Raw genomic sequence first — 17,643 nt, 5'->3', positions numbered from 1 at the left:
TCAGGCTCCCTCAACTTTGGTCCAGCGGCTCTCTTCGAGGGCGCTGGTTTCGACGGCTTCCAGGACGCGCTGCACCTGCAGGGCGTCGGCGAACGACGGCGTTGGCTGGGTCCCCGCCCCGATCGCAGCCACGAGGTCCACCACCTGGTGGGTGAAGCCGTGCTCGTAGCCCAGGCCGTGGCCGGTGGGCCACCAGTTGCCGACGTACGGGTGTTCGGGTTCGGTGACGAAGATCCGCCGGAATCCGGCGTCGGGGGACTGTGCGGCGTCGTAGACGGACAGCACGTTCATGTCCTCGAAGTCGAACGCGAGCGAGCCGAGGGTGCCGTTGACCTCCAGGCGCATCGCGTTCTTGCGTCCCAGCGCGAAGCGGGTCGCTTCGAACACCCCGACGGCGCCCGGTGCGGCAGCGCCGCCGTCGAACATTCCGCCGTCGACTGTTCCGCCGTCGAAGCGTGCGCTGAAGATAGCCGCGTCATCCACGGTGACGGCCCCGCGCGGCGCATCGGCGTCCGTGTCGCCGTGCCCGCCGAGGCCCACGAGGTCACCGGCGAGGGGACGCTCGTGGACGAAGGTTTCGAGCAGGGCGGAGACGCCGGTGATGTTCTGCCCGGTGACCCACTGCGCGGCGTCGATGCTGTGGGCTCCGATGTCGCCGAGGGAACCGGACCCGGACTTGGCCTTGTCCAGGCGCCAGGTCATGGGCGCGTTCTCGTCGGAGAGCCAGTCCTGCAGGTACTGGGCCCGCACGTGGCGGATCTGCCCGAGCCTGCCTTCGGCGACCATCCGCCTGGCCAAGGCCAGCGCAGGGGTGCGGCGGTAAGAGAAGCCGCACATCGAAAACACGCCGCGTTCCGCGGCGGCCCGGGCGGCAGCGGTCATGCGTTCGGCTTCTGCCACGGAGTTCGCCAGCGGCTTCTCGCACAGGACGTGCTTCCCGGCTTCAAGGGCCGCGATGGCGATCTCCGCGTGGGTATTCCCGGGAGTGCATATATCAATCAGGTCGATGTCGTCGCGCTCGATCAGGCGCCGCCAGTCAGTCTCCACGGATCCCCAGCCGAGCTTGGCAGCGGCGGCCCGGACGCCGTCGTCGTTCCTTCCGCACAGGGCGGTCAGCTCCGGGGCGAGCGGCAGATCAAAGAACCTCGGCGCGGTGCGCCAGGCATGGGAATGGGCGGCGCCCATGAACGCGTACCCCACCATGCCCACGCGCAGGGGCGTCGTGCTTGTCATAGGGAGACCTTTCTATTTGCTGAAGCCGGCCGTGAGCCCGCTGATGAGCTGGCGGCGGGCCACCACGTAGATGACCAGCAACGGCAGGGTGGCGAGCACCACCGAGGCCAGCACCGCCGGAATGTTGACGCTGAACTCGCCCTGGAACGTCCACAGGGACAGCGGCAGGACGCGGGTGGACGGGCTTTGGGTGAGGATGAGCGGGAAGAGGAAGCCGTTCCAGACGTGCAGTGCGTTGTAGATGCCCACGGTGATCACGGCCGGCTTGGTCAGGGGCAGCGCAAGGCGCCACATCATGGCCCAGTCCGAGCAACCGTCCAGGCGCATCGACTCGAACAGTTCGTTCGGGACGTCGCGCATGAAGTTGCTCAGGATCAGCACGGAGATGGGAATGGCGAACGCGATCGACGGGAGCATCAGCGCCAGCAGGGTGTCGTAGAGGTGGGCCTTGGTGATCATCCAATAGATCGGAATGATCGTGGCGTGCAGCGGAATGGCCAGGCCCAGGAGGAAGAGCCGGTTCGTCCAGCCGAGGAATCGGGACTTGCCGCGGACGATCGCGTAGGCGGCCATGAAGGAGACCAGGAGCGCGGGCACCACGCTGCCCACGGTGACCACCAGGCTGTTCGCGAAATACATCGCGAAGTCGTTTTCGAGGACCAGTTTGTAGTTGTCCAAGGTGGGCTCGGTGGGCGGCATCATCGGGTTGGAGGTGAAGAATCCGGCCTGGTTCTTCAGGCTCGTGACCACCACGTAGTAGATGGGGACGATGATGATGGCCAGCCACAGCCAGCCGCCCAGCCCGCCGAGGAAGTTCGGGCGGGAGCGGCCCGGGCCCTTGCTCCGCTGGACGGGCTTGCGGTTCGGCGCCACCCGGGTTGCCGGGGGAACGGGGAGCTGGGTTGTGGAAGCCATCAGGCACCTTCCAATTGGCTTGCGTTGCGGTTCTTGCCGCCGAGGCGTTGCAGGACCAGGGCCAGCACCAGGCCGATCACCACGAGGATCACGCCGAGGGCGCTGGCGGCCCCCATGTCGTTGGCTTTGAAGCCGGTCAGGTACATGTGCAGCGGAAGCAGCCGGGTGGAGTAGCCGGGGCCGCCGCCGGTGAGGACGAAGATGAGGTCGAAGTAGGCCAGCGAGCCGACCACCATGAGGGTGGAGGACGTGATGATGGTGTACTTCAGCTGCGGCAAGGTGATGGCGAAGAACTGCTGGACCCGCCCGGCGCCGTCGATCTGGGCCGCCTCGTAGAGCGACGCCGGAATCTGCCGCACGCCGCCTTGGTAGATGAGTGTGTGGAACGGGACGAACTGCCAGGCGATCACGAAGACCACCACGAACAGCACCAGGTCCGAGTTGCCAAGCCAATCCTGCGCCAGGAACGGAACGCCCAGCCCCGGGCCGAGGCCGAAGTTCGGGTCCAGAAGGGCCTTGTACGCGATGGCCACGGCGGCCGAGGAGAGCAGCAGCGGAACGAAGTACAGGACCGCGAGGACCGCGCGGTATTTCTGGGAAGCGGACGTGAAGACGCCGAGCAGGAGGCTGATGGGCGCCTGGACCACGAACGAGAAGAACATGATCTTGGCGGTGACCCACAATGCGTTCCCGGTGACCGGGTCGGTCAGCACGGTGGTCCAGCTCGACAGGCCGTCCAGCTTGATCTCGCCCAGCCCGTCCCATGCGGTGAAGCTGAGGAAGAAGACGCCGGCCAACGGGATGATGGCGAACAGCAGGAACAAGAACAGGGCCGGAGCGGCCAGCCACCCCGACGGGCCCTTTTCGAGGACCCGCCGGGAACCGGTTGAGACAGACACTGCTACTTTCCGATCGTCGCGTTCATCGTGGTGACGAACTGCTCGGGGGTGATCTTCTTGAGGAAGATCTGGTCCAGGTTCGCCAGCATGGCGTCGCCCTGTGCGGGGCTGAGGGCCTGGTCCCAGGAGAGGGTGAAGCTCGGCGCATTCTTGGCCATGCCGTAGACGTAGCTCAGGAAGTCCTTGTCCGGCGAGGCCGCGAGCTTGTCTTCGATGCCCGTGGTAACCGGGACGGCTCCGGAATCGATGAGCGCCTGGGTGTCGGCGTCGGTGAACATGCCGCTCTTGACGTATTCGAGGGCGGCCTTCTTCTGGCTGTCCGTGGCCTTGGACGAGATCGACCAGAAATTGGACGGATTGCCCACCACATTGGCGGGATCGCCCTTGCCGCCCTCGACCGTCGGGAAGGTGGTGTAACCCAGCTTGCCGCTCGAGACGAAGTCCGCGGCATCCTTCTTCAGGCCCTGGTAGATCCAGCCGCCCTGCAGGATCATGGCGGCCTTCCCGGTGTAGAGGAGGGCCTGGTCTGCGTTGCTGTCCGCGGCAATGGAGGAGAATCCGTTGATGAAACCGCCGGCGTCCACCAGTTCCTGGATCTTGGTGAGGGCTTCCTTGACGGCGGGGTCGGACCAGGCACCGGGCTTGTTGGCGGCGATGTTGGCGAACACCTCGGGGCCGCCGATGCGCTCCACCAGGTATTCAAGCCACATCAGGTCCGGCCACTTGGACTGGCCACCCAGCGAGAACGGGGCCACTCCGGCGGCCTTGAACTTCGGCACCAGCGCCATGAGCTCGTCCCAGGTCTTGGGGGCCTCGGCGCCGATCTTGTCGAAGACTTCCTTGTTGTAGTACAGGACCACGGGCTGCACGTTGTTGTTCGGCAGGGCGTAGGTCTTTCCGTCGATCGTGCCGTTCTTAAGCACGGAGGGCAGGTAGCGGCTCTTGACCTCGGGGTTGTCCTTGACGAAGTCGGACAGGTCGGCCACCTGGCCGGCGTCCACGTACGACTTCAGGACGCCGCCGCCCCAACCGTAGATGAAGGTGGGTCCCTGCCCGGCGCCGACGGCGGTGCGCACCTTGGTCTTGTACGCATCGTTCGCGAAGAAGTCGAGCTTGATGGACTCTTCAGGGTGGGCCTTGTTCCAAGCGTCCACCGACTTCTGGAGCACGGGCTGGTTGCCGCCCGTCAGTCCCCACATCGTCGCCGAATCGGCGCTGGCCGCCGAACCCGCAGGCCCGCTGGATCCGCAGGCCGCCAGGGAGATCGAGACTGCCGCGGCAGTGGCGGCGATCGCTGCTGAACGCAACGTGAGTTTTACCATTTGCATTTCCATTCGTCCTTCGGGCTCGACGCTGATTGCCCGGCTGTTGGTTTCGGGAGTCCGGCCGTCGGGGGGAGGCCACGCTGCCGTTGACACGGAACACATCTCGGTTCGAAATATTTCGATAGTATTTTCGGTCCGTGAAGCAAATCTAACTGTGGCCTGAGTCACGGTCAAGGGCCTGGCGCCATAAAGTTCACAACGTTTACGAAATCCCGGTTGACTTCGCGGGCGGCTGAACACACACTTGTGCCAGCGAAATGTTTCGAAAGAGTTGAGGTGTGCATGGCCGGCAGCGAACGCCCAGCCAAGTTGACGTTGGCCGCAATTGCCCGTGAAGCGGGCGTTTCCGCACCCACCGTCTCGAAGGTGGTGAACGGCCGGGAAGACGTTGCCGCGGAGACGCGGGCCAAGGTTCTTACGGCCCTGGAGCGCTCCGGCTACAAGTCGCCCCTGCAGCGGAAGAACATTGCCTGGCGGCGGCCCGTGGTGGAAATGGTCCTCGACAGCCTGAACTCCGCCTACGGCGTCGAGGTGCTGAACGGCGTGCTGGAGCACGCGGCCGCGTCCGGCGTCGAGGTCCTCCTTAACGTCACGGGCGTGCAGGGGGCCTCGCCCCTCAGCCCCGAGCAGCGGGCGCAGCGGATTGTCGACGAGGGCCGCAGCGGCATGATCGTGGTGACGTCGGCCTTCAGTTCGGCGCAACTGGAGCCGTTCCTCCGCCGCGACATTCCGATCGTCGTCATCGACCCGCTCAACCCTCCCCAGGGCGACGTGGTCAGCGTCGGCGCCAGCAACTGGGCGGGCGGCAAGGCCGCGACTACCCACCTGCTGGGCCTGGGGCACCGGCGGATCGCCTTCCTCGGCGGTCCGGAGGCCGCGGAATGCAACCAGGCCAGGCTTCACGGCTACATGGCCGCGCTCATGGCCGAGGGTGTGCAGGTTGAGGACAACTACATCCTCTCGGGGGCCTTCCGTCCCGAACACGGAGTGGCGGGCATGAAGGCGCTGCTCCAGCTTGAAAAACGCCCCACCGCCATTTTTGCGGCGAGCGACAGCATCGCGCTGGGCGTCCTGGCCGAGGCGCGCCGACAGCAGGTCCGCATCCCCGAGGACATGAGCGTGGTGGGATTCGACGGAACATACCAGGCCGAAGAGTCCGTGCCGCCGTTGACCTCCGTGTCCCAGCCGCTGCAGGAAATGGGCCGCGCCGCTCTGCGCTTCGTGCTGCGCCAGATGCGCGGTGACACCCTGGATTCGCGCCGCGTGGAACTCGCAACGCACCTGGTGGTGCGCGAATCCACGGCTCCGTGCGCGGGTGCCGCCCGGTAGCTTGCTTGTGGCGCGGCGCCCGCCGGAAAGCTCGCAGAATTCCGGCGCTGGCGGGTTGATGAAACACCGGAATGCATTACGTTCCACGTAGTTACGTAATCACCCTGCAAATAATAGCTATGATGCAAATCGCCGTGTTTTCTATTGTTCGCCTGTACCTGCGGGCGTACGGTGCTATTACCGCGAAAAATTGACTCGTGCTATCTCTGGGGGATTTTCATGAAACGTACACTGGCCGCACTGGTCGGCGCCTTCGCGCTTGTGAGTGCGGGGCCTCTGGCCCCGTCAACGGCGGCGACTCCGAGTATTACGCCTGCACAGGTCACCACCGGCTTCTCGGGAATCGCGTATGGTTCCTACATTTACAATTCCGACAAGACACTTACGTCTGGTCCCACGGCCAATTCATCGATTGGCTGTACTGGTCTTACCGGATTGACTTCCACCAACAACGCCGCAGCCTTGAATGTGCCTGCGGTGGGTGCCGTGGGCGCTGCATCGACGAGCGTCAGGACGCTGGAAACTGCAACGGGCAAACGCATCGAAGGACGTTCGGTTGTTGGCAGCACCAACCTGCTGGGCGGACTGATCACGGCTGGCACTATTTCGTCGGTGAGCATCGCAGACAAGAACACTGCCGGTGCATTTTCCGGCACGAATCTGACCAACATTGCCAATTTGAAAGTCCTGGGTCTTCCCGTAGCCGCCAACCCGGCACCCAATACGGTGATTGACCTGAATGTGCCGCTTCTGGGTTCCCTCGGCAAAATTACGCTGAATGGCCAGGAAAAGAAGCTGGTCAACGGTACCTACCAGGTTTCGACGACGGCTCTGCGCGTCGAGGTCCTCAAGGCCGGCATTGCCGGGGTGAAGGCCGGGACCGACATTCGCCTCGGTGTCAGCCTCGCCAAGCTGACGCCGGCACAAGTTGGCTACGCCGCCGGTGCAGGGTTCACGACCAAGAGCACCCTGGCCACCGGGCTCCTCGGTTCGGGCCCCACCGCGTACGCCTCCCTGAGCTGCAGCGCCGGGACCCAGACGGTGAACCTGGCTGGATCCACCCTCCCGGGTCTTGCAACGGTGGGCGCCTCCACGACAACCACAACCACCGTTGTCAGCCCTGCCCTCAAGGGCACCGTGACCAATTCCCTGGCCGGGCTCAATGTCCTGAGCGGCGTGATCCAGGCTGACGCCATCAAGGCAGAGACCAGCGCGAGCCGTGCCACGGCGGGCGGCGTGGTCACCTTGACCGACACGTCCACGTTCACCAACCTGAGGATCACCGGATTCCCGGCGATCAATGCCTCCGTTGCGCCCAACACCGTGGTCCAGGTGCCGGGCTTGGGCAAGGTCACTTTGCACAAGGTAACCAAGACCTCAGCGGCAATTGTCGTCACGATGGTCGAAATTGTCCTGAACCAGTCGATCGGCGGCCTGCCGACCGGGTCGACGATCCAGATCGGCTATTCAAACACGGGCATCAGGAACTAGCGCCCAAAGTCTGGGGGAGGGGTGCCGCCGCGATCCGCGGCGGCACCCCTTTTGCTTGATGTGGCGCGGTCCGGTGGGTTCATGAACGTACGCCGTTTGGGTTCTTCGCCGGGCTAAATGAAACGATGAGCACCATGGTCCAAAAGATTGCCTACCAGGGAGAGCCGGGCGCGAACTCGGACCTCGCCTGCAGGGAAATGTTCCCCGACGCCGAAAGCGTTCCATGTGCCAGCTTCGAGGACGCCTTTGAGCTGCTCTCGACGGGAGCCGTGGAACTGGGGATGATCCCCATCGAGAATTCCATTGCCGGCCGAGTGGCGGACATCCACGCCTTGCTCCCGCAGTCCAAATTGCAGATCGTCGGCGAATATTTCCTGCCGATCCGTTTTGACCTGATGGGCGTTCCCGGAAGCAGCATCGAGGAAGCCACCGAGGTCCACAGCCATATCCACGCCCTGGGGCAATGCCGCCGGATCATCCGCGAGGCGGGGCTGAAGCCGGTGATCGCCGGCGACACCGCGGGCTCCGCTCGCGAAGTGCGCGAATGGAACGATCCGCGCAAGCTGTCCCTGGCTCCGCCACTCGCCGCGGATCTGTACGGCCTCGAGGTCCTGGCCTCCGGCGTCGAGGACGATCCGAGCAACACCACCCGCTTCGTGGTCCTCACCCAGGAACGGCCGCTTCCCACCAAGCAGGAACTGCCCGGACCGGCGATCACCAGTTTCGTGTTCCGCGTCCGCAACGTACCGTCGGCCCTGTACAAGGCCCTCGGCGGGTTCGCCACCAACGGCGTGAACATGACCCGGCTGGAAAGCTACATGGTGGGCAATGAGTTCGCCGCCACCATGTTCATCACCGACGTCGAAGGGCATCCTGAAGATCCCCGGCTCCGCCGCGCGCTGGAGGAGCTCGAATTCTTCACCACCGAGGTCCGGATCCTCGGCGTGTATGCCGCGGATGAGTACCGGGCGAGGCACGCCGAGAGTTCCTGAGGGCTGGCCCTTCCTGACGGGCGGCGGACTTCCTAGAAACGGAAGTTGAGAATCACGGCGACGAAGAGGCACGCGGCTGCCAGAACCCAGGCCGCACGTATCAGTGCCGCCCGCTGCACCTCCCGCTGGAGGGCGCTGAACCGGGCCTGGAGTGCCCCGGGGTCATGCTCTGCTTGAGGATGCCGGTGCCAGGTCCGAGGATTTGCTGCGACGGCTGCGATCTGTTCGGATTCCGAAACAGTCAGCCGCTGTGGCTGTCGCCGAAGCCAGTTGGCGAGCCGCTGGGAGGAAAGAACGACGACGTCGGCGGGCCACTCCTTGATGGTCAGGGTCTTCGCGCCGCAGATTACGACAACTCCGGTTGCCGAGACTGGCGTGCCGTTCGCCGAGCCGAGCAGTTTGGAGGCCCGTTGTGCCTCGTAGGCGGAGTTCGGAATATGCCGGGTCTTCGAACCGGAAACCATGAGGGTACGGCCGGCCACCCACACGGACTGGCCCGAATGGTTCTTGGTGTTGAGAGTGAAGATACCGCCGGGGCCGATAACTACGTGGTCGATGTCTGAGGAGCCTGAGCCCACCGGGACTGCATGAAGCACCGTCCATTCCGGGCCCAAGCCCGACAGGATCTTCCCCACCGCGATTTCGGCGGTCGCGCCCTGGTACCAGGATCTGGCCTCGGCCGTTAGCGGGCTTCGCCCGAGTATCCGTCCGATTGCCGTTTGGGCCGGAACCGGCTCTTGGAGTGACATGACCTGATTGATGACGGCTTGACCGGGGATATTGAAACGCAGTTGTGAATTGTCGGGCATTCTGGACTCCGGTTGCGGAGGCTACGGGGGCGGTCATGGCCGCCCCCGTGGCATCCTCAGAGATAGCTCTTTACGCTCGCACGGAGAACTTCGGTGTGCTCATAGATCTCTTCGAGGGAGTTGATGGGCACCCGGGTTTCTTCCTTGTTTGCGTCGAAGAGGCCGATGTACTTTTGCGTACGGTTGAAATGAAGGCGCGCGATCGGCTTGCGGTTGTTGTCGTCGAGGAGGACGGCGAAATAGGACTTTGCATCACGCTGGACAACCCGCGCCGGTTTCACCTCGCTGCACACAATTGCCCGCACGATTTGGTAGCCCTCGATTTCCTCGAGCGTCGTTTCGATGCCATCCGCTTCCGCGAGATCTGCCTCAACCGCCGGTGCACTGGTGACCTCAGGGGCCACCACAGTCTCGTCTGAAACCACAAACGACTGGGCACCTAGCGCCTTCTTAAGCCGCTCATTCACTTGATCGTTGAGAAACTGTTTCGCGGCTTTGGCTACAAGGACCGTGAACTGCTCACGTACCTTCTGCGTATACGGGCCCGTGTAGACCCGTGCCGTCAGGAACTTCACCCACTCATCTTCGGGGTCCTTGAACTGCGCGGCCAGGGTTCGCTTGAGTTCCCCGATGAACTTAAGTTCTCCTGCCGCGCTAATGATGGAATCGAGATCGAAAACTTCCTTGGAGAGCTTCTGAAGCTCCGGGATAAGGGATTCGTCGATGTCGTTCAGGTCCAACACCAGGAAGGGCTTGGCATCCATCCGGTTAGGAGCGTCGAGGTCAGTGAAGAACTGATAGATTTCGCCGTTGGTCAAGATGGCGATGCGGGCGTTGGTAACGGCGAAGTACCGGAACAGCTGTGAAGCATGCTCGATCCGTACGGGGCCGACGGATTTCTTGCATTCGATGAGGATCTGGACTTCGCCATCCTTCACGATTGCGTAGTCGATCTTCTCGCCCTTCTTGATTCCAACGTCGGCAGTGAACTCCGGAACCACCTCCAGCGGATTGAATACGTCGTACCCCAGAATTGAGGAGATGAACGGCATGACGAAAGCGTTCTTTGTTGCTTCTTCGGTCTCGATGGCTCCGCGTTGCTGGCGCACCTTTGCAGCCAAAGACGTGAGTCGTTCTGAGAATTCCATTTAGTCCCCCCTACGTTTGATGCTCGAACGAACTCACAGTAGCCGAGGCGTCAGACAAAACGGGAGATGCCAACGGGGCCAATTGTTGGCGCACCGACCTTTTGGACCGAACTTCCTAAGCCGCCAGTTTCTTTTCCGCCCCGGCGGCCCGCCTCACCGTCGCCAAAACCTCGGTAGGCGGAGCTCCGGCGTCGATCTCCGCGAAACCCGGATACTCGGGCAGCGAGCGGTACGCCTCACGGAAGGCCGCCAGATCCTCCAACGATTCCTCGTCGGTGCCCCGGGCCAAGATGCGCTGATGGGCCAGCTCGGGATCGACGTCGAAATGGGCAACCAGGTCCGGCGCAGGGAGGGCCTCGAGAAGGCGGGGGAGCAGCCAGCCGCGTGGGAGCCCATTGGCCTCGCGCAGTGCCAACTGGCAATGCAGGTGGCGGTCCATGACCACCAGGCCCTGGAAACGCCGGGCCCGCGCATGGGAGATCAGCACGTTGGTGACCCGGATGGAAGTTTCCATGGCGTCGGCCAGCCGCGGCGGCAGCCGGACGCCGAACTTGGCGCTGAGCAGCGACATCCTGCGCCTGCCGGCATGGTTGCTGAGCACCAGGACGTCAGTGCCTTCTTCCTCGGCCGATTCCCGCAAGGCGCGGGCCGCCGTCGATTTTCCCGCGCCGTCGATTCCTGTCAGGACAATGAGCATGTGGCCTCCCCTCGTCCCCTATTCAACGAGGCGGGCTGCTGCATTGTCCCGGATTCGCGCCAAGGTGAGACACAGCTCACGGCTTGATCGTCAGGGGGACGACGGGAGTTGCGCACGATGACCGGGTAATGCCATCATCTCCAGCCCCTTGCCGACGCAGCCGGGTGTTCCTGCCGGTGTCATCGCACCAGTCGAGCGCATGGGGGAAAGCCGTGACGCCAGCCTTGCCGGGCCTCATCCCGGCGGGGACCTTGAACGAAAAGGTGAATCCGCCGTCGTTGTTCATCGGTCCTGTCTTCGTGAAGACTTCTCGGCCGGCGGCATCGGTGAGGGAAATTTCAATCTTTGCGTCCTGCCCGTAAGCCGGGTTGCAGTCGGCGTCCGGGGCGGAAACCGTGACCTGTTCGCCGGGCCGGGCGGTTCCGGGTTCCACCGAGTATTTCGGCGGAAAGCACGGTGGCGGATCAAATCCGAAGCAAGCGGCGAGGGCGCCGCACACAACCACCGCCGCAAGGAAAAGGGAAACTGCCCGACCGGTCTGCCGCCTCATTTATTGATCTTCGCTTCCGCGGCGGAATTGCTCCAAGGGAATTTGGTTGCTATTCGGGAACGGAATGCAGGCGGGTTCCGCACGAAGAAAGCCCGACGACGGCGGGACCCTCCCGCCGTCGTCGGCTGTTCCTGCGCGGGACTTACCGCGGTCCGGCGGAGTCCTCCCGCTCACCGGCGGGCGCGGATTGCTCCTGCGTCTTCTGCTTCTTGATGAAGAAAAGTATGAAACCGGCGGTGAGGAACTCAACCGCGGCAATCAGGTACAGGCCGCTGTTGTAGGTGCCGCTGCTTTGCTTGAGGCTGCCCAGGAGCTGGGGTGCGAAGTAGCCGGCCAGGTTGGCAATCGAGTTGATGACGGCGAGGCCGGCAACCAGCGCCGTACCGGACATGAACCGGGCCGGGAGGTTCCAGAACACGGGGATGGCACCCATGGTTCCGGCAGCCGAGAGTGCGAGGGAGAGTACGACGCCGAGGGTGCTGCCCTGGATCCATTGACCTCCTGAATGTGACCCATGGCACTTCCTGTGGGATCCCAAAATGGGATCCCGTCACCAGGACCCGCCACCCTCCAGGAGCCACCATTGATTCCGAGCACACGTCCCTTGCCGCGCTCGACCCTTCCGGCCGCGTTTACAACGAGGACCTTGCCCCGGCCACCGGACGGAAGTGGAGCACCTACAGCTTCTTCGCCGTCTGGATGTCGGCCATCCACAACATCGGCACCTACACCTTCGTCGCCGGGCTCTTCGTCATCGGCCTCACCGGCTGGGAGGTGCTAGCGGCGATCCTCCTCGGCACGGGCATCCTGTTTTTCGGCATGAACTGGGCCGGCCGGATGGGGCAGCGCACCGGCGTTCCGGAAGCGGAACTCGAATCGGCTGAGTGACACAAGAAAAGGCGGGAGGACGACGTCGGAAGCGTCCGCCGTCGTCGTCCCGCCTGTGCTTTCCGCAGCGTCAGCGCTTGGGCGGTTTCGGGGTCGGCTTGGGGTTCGGTGCCGGCGCGGGGGCCGGGGCGGGCGTGGGCGAAAACTCCGGAGCGGGTGTGCCGGACACGTTCTTGACGGGCTCCGGCGTTGGCGGGGCCGGCGGGGGGCCGACCTTGCTGGGCCGCGGTCCCGGGCCGCGCATCATGGACTCCGGCGGGTTCGGGAACGCTCCGCCGGGGTAGAGCTTGACGACGTTTACCATGTAGTTGGCCCATTGCGGACCGGCGATCATGTAGCCGTCCAGCACCTTGTAGAACTTGCCGTTGATGGTGACGTTCCGGCCCTCGCGCTTCTGGCCCTTGGACGTGTCGCCGAAGAACGACGCCGTGGCGAGCCCGCGCGTGTAGCCCACCACCCAGGTGGCGCCGTTGGTGTTGGACGTCCCGGTCTTGGCGGCGGTGGGCATCAGGTCGTGGACCTTCGGGTGGATGTACCAGCCGGAGCCCTGGATGAGGACATCCTGGAGCACTGCGTTGACGCCGCGCGCCACTTCCGGTTTCACGGCGTCCCTGCAGCTGGTGCGGTTCGCGGCCAGCCGGTGACCGTCCGGGGCCACCACGGAGACCAGGGCGATCGGCTCGCAGTAGCGGCCGTCGTTGGCGAAGGTGGCGTACGCGTTGGCCAGGTCAAGGGGGGAGACGCCGATGGCCCCGAGCAGGTTGCCGATCTGGTGCATGTCGATCGGTGCCCGGTCCAGGCCACTGTGCAGGCCCACGGCATCCACCATCTTCTGGATGCCGCAGAAATCGAGCTGGGCCGCGGTGGCGAACGTGGCCGTGTTGATCGAGTTGAAGAGGCCGTAGTTGATGGGCATCGGCCGGTAGTAGCCGGGATCGTTGTTCTGCAGGTCGTCGTCGGCGCCCAGGTTGGCGGCCTTCTGCGCCGAGCTATACCCGCCCAGCACCCGCTGGCCGCAGCTGGAACGCCACGGGAACCCCACCGGGTAGACCCGCCGCGAGGCATCCACGATCGCGTTCAGCGGCTTGCCCTCGTTCAGCCACTCGGCGAAGGTGAACGGCTTCATCGTGGAGCCCGGCTGGAAGCCGCCCGCGCCGCTGAGGTCATAGCCGTTGGCGTCCTGGGCATCGACGTTGAAGTTCAGCTGGGTGTCGAACTTCCCCGGCGCGGGCAGGAACACGGTGTTCTGCGCCATCGCCAGGATCTTTCCGGTACCGGGCTGCACTGAAACCAGGGAGGCCCCCCACTTGTCCGGGTTGGCGCCGGCGGACAGGTTCACCTGCTTCTGGGCCGCGGCCTGCAGGCGGCTGTCCAAAGTAGTCGTGATCGTAAGCCCGCCCCGGTACAGTAGTTTCTCCCGGTCATCGAACGTGGCGCCGTAGGCCTTGTTGTTCAGGATCAGGTGGGACACATAGTCGCAGAAGTACGGTGCAATCGCGGCCCCCGCACAACCCTGCCGTGCCGGCGTGACCTTCAGCTTCAACGGGGTGGCGACGGCGGCGTCGTACGCCGTCTGCCCGATCATGCCCTGGGCAAGCATCTTGGTCAGTACCACATTCCGCCGTTGCAGGGCGCCTTGCGGATTCACCAGCGGGTTGTAGGCGCTGGGACTGTTCACCAGCCCGGCCAGCAGGGCCGCCTGCGGCAGGGTGAGGCTCTTGGCGGAGGTGCTGAAGAACAGCCGCGACGCCGCCTCGATGCCATAGGCGTCGCGGTTGAAGAACACGATGTTCAGGTACCCCTCCAGCACCTGGTCCTTGCTGTACTTCTTCTCGAGTTCCAGGGCCAGCTTGATTTCGCGCAGTTTGTCCAGCATGGTCTTCTGGTTGCCCAGCACGATCTCATCCATGCGCCCGGCTGAGAGGCGCTGCTCATTGAGCACATTGGCCACGTACTGCTGGGTGATGGTCGAGGCGCCCTGGCGGTCCCCGCCGCTGAGGTTCACCCGGACCGCACGGAGGATGCCTTGCGGGTCTACGCCGGGGTGCTCATGGAAGCGGCTGTCCTCAACAGCGATCACCGCGTTGCGGACGAAGGGTGAGATGTTTTCCAGCTTCACCGGCACGCGGTTCTCGGCGAAGAAGGTGGCGATCAGCTTGCCGTCGGCGGTCAGCACCTTGCTCGATTGCGACGGCGGACCCACCGTCAGCTCGGCCTGCAGCCCGTTGAAGTAAGAGACGGAGCCTTTCACGGCGAATCCCGTGGCCGCGACCACCGGCACCACGAGGCTGGCAGACAGGACGCCGCCGATGACGCTCAGGACGAAGTATCCGAAGACCCTGCCGAGGGTCGTCGCCACTGTGAACCTTGGACCATTCCTCATCGTCATGCCCCAGACCCAATCCCAGCTAATTGGCCTGTCCCGGATTCCGCAACACCGGCTTAAGGCCCACACTACGCCCGGAATCCGCCCGGAGGGGAGAGGTGGAGGGCCAGACGCGGCCGGCGGAGTTCCGGGGCGGCCCCTGCCGGTAAACTCATCCGGTGAACACCAGGATCCCCAACGAGCCCCACAAGGCCGTACTCCTCACCGCGGTCGGCACCACTGTGGTGATCGCCATCGGCGCCTTTATTTTGTCCTTCGCGGCGCTGACCGACCTTGCGCAGCGCTCCGGGATCGAGGCACATCTTGCCTGGATCTGGCCGATCATCGTGGACGGCATGATCGTGGCCTCCACCGTGGCCATCGTGGCGCTCAACGGGCACAGCCGCCGGGCCATGGTCTACCCGTGGACGCTGCTCTTCTTCGGCGCGATCGTTTCGACGGCGGCCAACTCCGTCCATGCCATCCTGACCGTGGACGCGATCCGTTCGGGCATCCCGCCGATCGTCTCCGCGCTGGTGGCCGCGATGCCCCCCGTGGTGCTCCTGGCCATCACCCACCTCACGGTGCACATGTACCAGAAACGCGCGGAGGCGGCCGAGCTGCACCGCGAATGGGCAGCCCAGGAGGAAGCCGAATACTACGAGGCCGAACGGGAACGGGCCGCACTCGAAGAGGCATACCGTGCCCCGGAATACCGCGCGCCGGAACACCATGCGCCCGAACACCGTGCGCCCGAACGTCACGCCCCGCCGGCGCCCCCGTACGCCCCGCCCGCGCCCACCTCGGGCCCGGTGACCGCCGCACTTCCGATGCAGGCCCCCGCCCAGGCTCCCGCTCAGGCGGAGGACGACGTCGTCCCGGCCCTGTACGAGGAAATGGTCCAGGCGCTGGAACCGGTTGATCCGGCTCCCGCGGAAGGTGCCGGCGTCAGTTTCTCCGATGAGGAGCTGAGCCAGGAAGACCTGCCCGACGACGACCCGCGGCTGAGCGCGGCGGCGAAGGGCTAGTCCCACTAAAAGCCTCACCCGAGGTGTGGCCTTTGCTGTGCACTGCCGGCAGGAGTGGTGCCAAGTCGCGGGTATCTCCGGCGTTGCAACTCAATTCCACGAAGGACCGGACCCTTCTGAGGACACGGCTTTCACGGCCATCCGCGTCCTGCCCCGCCGAGGCCCTCAGGGGAGTAAGCGCAGGGGGACTTGGAATATCCGATGCCTGAGTGAGGTCGCCATAGCGTTGCTCGTCTGCCGAGGCAAGGTCAACACGATGACCAACAACATCGGAAACCGCTCCAGCATCCCTTTTCCGTCCGGTTCAGGTAATCTTGATTTAGTAAGGGTACTTAGTTTATGGCCAGTCTGCTTTCGCTTCGACCGCGGACCGGCAGGGAAGGAGTGGAGAACATGAGGATCGGTGCATCCATTGTCCTGATAGCACTCGGGGCCATCCTCGCATTCGCCCTCGCTCCGGGACTGATTCCGTTCATTGATCAGATGCTAGTCGGCTATATCCTCATGGCCGTCGGCGTGCTGGGCCTGATCGTATCGATCATCATGGCCTTCTCGGCGCACCGGCACACGGTCGTCGAGCACGGTCCAGACACCGTCACCTAGGGCAGCTGCAGCCTTCGGCGGTTCGGAGCCATGGCGCGTGTTCAACTCGTTTCTCCGCCGCCGGAGAAGGCCCGTTTCGCCACAACGCGAAAGGAAAGAAATGATCATCCTCGGACTTGTTCTGCTGATTGCCGGCTGGCTACTCAACATCGGCATCCTCAGCACCATCGGCTGGATTTTGCTGGCCGTCGGCATCATCCTGCTTATACTCGGCGCGCTCAATCGCCCCGTCTTCGGTGGGCGCCGGTACTGGTACTAGCCAAGACGCCCGCACATGGGCCGACGAACATAGCGGAAACACCCGCTCCCAAGGTCCACCCACCATCGCCGCGACGGTGACCGCCGCGGAACTGCTGAACCGGACGGGGGAGATTGGCGTCATCGCGCCGGGAGCCGCCGCGGACGTTCTGTTGTTCCCAACGCACGACACCGGCCCAACGCGTGGAGGGACCGGCGTCGTGCGTTCTTGCAGGGAACTAGGACTTCTGGTTGAAGCGGACATGGTTGCCCGAGGGATCGCGGAAGGCGCAATCGCGCGGGCCCCACGGCTGGTCGATCGGTTCCTGGAGCACCTCGGCGCCGGCGGCGCGGAGGTGTTCGAAGGTGGCGTCGACGTTGTCGGTGCGGAAGACGATGACGGGCAGCACGCCCTTGGTCAGGAGCACCTGGAGGGCGTCGCCGTCGTCCTTGGAACGGCCGGCGTGCGGCTCGGACAGCACCAATTCCAGGTCCGGCTGGGAGGCGCTGCCGAGGGTGACCCAGCGCTGCCCGTCGGAGCCGACGTCGTTGCGCACCTCAAGGCCGAGGGCGTCACGGTAGAAGGCGAGCGATTCGTCGAGGTCGTTGACGGTGATCTGTGAGTACTGAAGTGAAATGTTCATGCCTCAAACGTAGGGCGGCGTTCAGGCGGTCGCTTCTTCAATCCTGCTCGGCTTGCGGTCCGGCTTGGTGCGCTGCCGGGCGATGCAGGAAGGCATCGCTTTGACTGCTTCGTGTTCCCGGTCCCGGTAGGCGCTGGGGGTCATGCCGACCACCTCGGTGAAGCGGGAACTGAAGGAACCCAGGGAGGTACAGCCCACCTCCATGCAGGCGTCGGTGACGGTGCTGCCGGCGCGCAGCAGGGCCATGGCCCGCTCGATCCTGCGGGTCATGAGGTAGTTGTAGGGCGTCTCCCCGTAGGCGGCCTTGAACTGGCGCGAGAAATGCGCCGGCGACATCAGCGCCCCGGCGGCCATGGTGGGCACGTCCAGCGGGCGGGCGTATTCGCGGTCGATCAGGTCCCGCGCCCGGCGCAGGAAGGCCAGGTTGGCCAGTTCCTGGGGAGTCATGCGGCCAGTCTAGCCCCGGCGGACGCCAACGCGGGGTCACTTA

At 64.5% G+C, this 17,643-nt stretch carries 19 protein-coding genes; 7 read left to right on the top strand and 12 right to left on the bottom strand.

Annotation, left to right across the window (positions count from 1 at the left end; genetic code table 11):
- From D3654_RS15820 to D3654_RS15805, 4 genes are read right to left on the bottom strand one after another with little or no spacing between them, the layout of a single operon-like run.
- Complete coding sequence (locus D3654_RS15820) at window positions 1-1,233, bottom strand: Gfo/Idh/MocA family protein (RefSeq protein ID WP_120522417.1); 1,233 nt, start codon at window positions 1,231-1,233, stop codon at window positions 1-3.
- Window positions 1,234-1,245: 12 nt separating this feature from the next.
- Window positions 1,246-2,148: a carbohydrate ABC transporter permease gene (locus D3654_RS15815; protein ID WP_120522416.1), complete on the bottom strand. Its 903-nt coding sequence runs from the start codon at window positions 2,146-2,148 to the stop codon at window positions 1,246-1,248.
- Entirely contained in the window at window positions 2,148-3,047 is a 900-nt protein-coding gene (locus D3654_RS15810; protein WP_120522415.1) for a carbohydrate ABC transporter permease, read from the bottom strand. Before D3654_RS15810 ends, D3654_RS15815 begins: the two co-directional genes overlap by 1 nt.
- Before the next feature lie 2 nt (window positions 3,048-3,049).
- A complete protein-coding gene (locus tag D3654_RS15805) occupies window positions 3,050-4,369 on the bottom strand; it encodes an extracellular solute-binding protein (protein ID WP_120522414.1) in 1,320 nt (439 codons plus the stop codon).
- A gap of 285 nt (window positions 4,370-4,654) precedes the next feature.
- Here D3654_RS15805 and D3654_RS15800 point away from each other — a divergent pair, with 285 nt between their 5' ends.
- The 3 genes from D3654_RS15800 (at window position 4,655) to D3654_RS15790 (ending at window position 8,184) form a co-directional block, all read left to right on the top strand.
- Entirely contained in the window at window positions 4,655-5,701 is a 1,047-nt protein-coding gene (locus tag D3654_RS15800; RefSeq protein WP_120522413.1) for a LacI family DNA-binding transcriptional regulator, read from the top strand.
- Between the two features lie 219 nt (window positions 5,702-5,920).
- Complete coding sequence (locus tag D3654_RS15795; RefSeq protein ID WP_162943760.1) at window positions 5,921-7,192, top strand: choice-of-anchor P family protein; 1,272 nt, start codon at window positions 5,921-5,923, stop codon at window positions 7,190-7,192.
- A 134-nt stretch (window positions 7,193-7,326) separates the two neighbouring features.
- The gene (locus tag D3654_RS15790) at window positions 7,327-8,184 is read left to right on the top strand and encodes a prephenate dehydratase (RefSeq protein ID WP_120522472.1); all 858 of its coding nucleotides are present in this window, start codon (window positions 7,327-7,329) and stop codon (window positions 8,182-8,184) included.
- 32 nt (window positions 8,185-8,216) lie between these two features.
- Here D3654_RS15790 and D3654_RS15785 read toward each other — a convergent pair whose 3' ends face one another.
- The 5 genes from D3654_RS15785 to D3654_RS15765 all read right to left on the bottom strand — a co-directional run bounded on the left by D3654_RS15785 (window position 8,217) and on the right by D3654_RS15765 (window position 11,821).
- Window positions 8,217-8,933, bottom strand: coding sequence for a nuclease-related domain-containing protein (locus D3654_RS15785; RefSeq protein WP_245413276.1), 717 nt, complete (start codon window positions 8,931-8,933; stop codon window positions 8,217-8,219).
- A 116-nt stretch (window positions 8,934-9,049) separates the two neighbouring features.
- Window positions 9,050-10,141 (bottom strand): type I restriction endonuclease, encoded by a 1,092-nt coding sequence (locus D3654_RS15780; protein ID WP_120522410.1) that lies wholly within the window; start codon window positions 10,139-10,141, stop codon window positions 9,050-9,052.
- Between the two features lie 115 nt (window positions 10,142-10,256).
- The gene (locus tag D3654_RS15775; protein WP_120522409.1) at window positions 10,257-10,838 is read right to left on the bottom strand and encodes an AAA family ATPase; all 582 of its coding nucleotides are present in this window, start codon (window positions 10,836-10,838) and stop codon (window positions 10,257-10,259) included.
- A gap of 76 nt (window positions 10,839-10,914) precedes the next feature.
- Complete coding sequence (locus tag D3654_RS15770; protein WP_245413275.1) at window positions 10,915-11,388, bottom strand: hypothetical protein; 474 nt, start codon at window positions 11,386-11,388, stop codon at window positions 10,915-10,917.
- A 142-nt stretch (window positions 11,389-11,530) separates the two neighbouring features.
- On the bottom strand, window positions 11,531-11,821 hold the full coding sequence (locus D3654_RS15765; RefSeq protein ID WP_205571831.1) for an MFS transporter: 291 nt from the start codon (window positions 11,819-11,821) through the stop codon (window positions 11,531-11,533).
- Window positions 11,822-11,895: 74 nt separating this feature from the next.
- On the opposite strand from D3654_RS15765, the gene D3654_RS15760 reads away from it, so the two are divergent.
- Window positions 11,896-12,276 (top strand): cytosine permease, encoded by a 381-nt coding sequence (locus D3654_RS15760; protein ID WP_205571830.1) that lies wholly within the window; start codon window positions 11,896-11,898, stop codon window positions 12,274-12,276.
- A gap of 70 nt (window positions 12,277-12,346) precedes the next feature.
- Here D3654_RS15760 and D3654_RS15755 read toward each other — a convergent pair whose 3' ends face one another.
- Window positions 12,347-14,665, bottom strand: a complete 2,319-nt coding sequence (locus D3654_RS15755; protein WP_120522407.1) for a transglycosylase domain-containing protein — start codon at window positions 14,663-14,665, stop codon at window positions 12,347-12,349.
- Between the two features lie 155 nt (window positions 14,666-14,820).
- On the opposite strand from D3654_RS15755, the gene D3654_RS15750 reads away from it, so the two are divergent.
- The 3 genes from D3654_RS15750 (at window position 14,821) to D3654_RS20545 (ending at window position 16,531) form a co-directional block, all read left to right on the top strand.
- The gene (locus tag D3654_RS15750; RefSeq protein WP_120522406.1) at window positions 14,821-15,669 is read left to right on the top strand and encodes a DUF2637 domain-containing protein; all 849 of its coding nucleotides are present in this window, start codon (window positions 14,821-14,823) and stop codon (window positions 15,667-15,669) included.
- A gap of 393 nt (window positions 15,670-16,062) precedes the next feature.
- The gene (locus tag D3654_RS15745; RefSeq protein ID WP_074586775.1) at window positions 16,063-16,272 is read left to right on the top strand and encodes a DUF6458 family protein; all 210 of its coding nucleotides are present in this window, start codon (window positions 16,063-16,065) and stop codon (window positions 16,270-16,272) included.
- 100 nt (window positions 16,273-16,372) lie between these two features.
- Window positions 16,373-16,531, top strand: coding sequence for a hypothetical protein (locus D3654_RS20545; protein ID WP_162943759.1), 159 nt, complete (start codon window positions 16,373-16,375; stop codon window positions 16,529-16,531).
- Between the two features lie 217 nt (window positions 16,532-16,748).
- Here D3654_RS20545 and D3654_RS15740 read toward each other — a convergent pair whose 3' ends face one another.
- Window positions 16,749-17,153, bottom strand: coding sequence for a VOC family protein (locus D3654_RS15740; RefSeq protein WP_074586776.1), 405 nt, complete (start codon window positions 17,151-17,153; stop codon window positions 16,749-16,751).
- 21 nt (window positions 17,154-17,174) lie between these two features.
- On the bottom strand, window positions 17,175-17,600 hold the full coding sequence (locus D3654_RS15735) for a helix-turn-helix transcriptional regulator (RefSeq protein ID WP_074586778.1): 426 nt from the start codon (window positions 17,598-17,600) through the stop codon (window positions 17,175-17,177).
- Between the last annotated feature and the right edge of the window lie 43 nt (window positions 17,601-17,643).

The sequence above is a fragment of the Arthrobacter celericrescens genome (assembly GCF_003614925.1).
Classification (GTDB): Bacteria; Actinomycetota; Actinomycetes; order Actinomycetales; family Micrococcaceae; genus Arthrobacter; species Arthrobacter celericrescens.
Note: the sequence above shows the minus strand (reverse complement) of the source record. Positions and strands in the feature narration are given on the sequence as shown.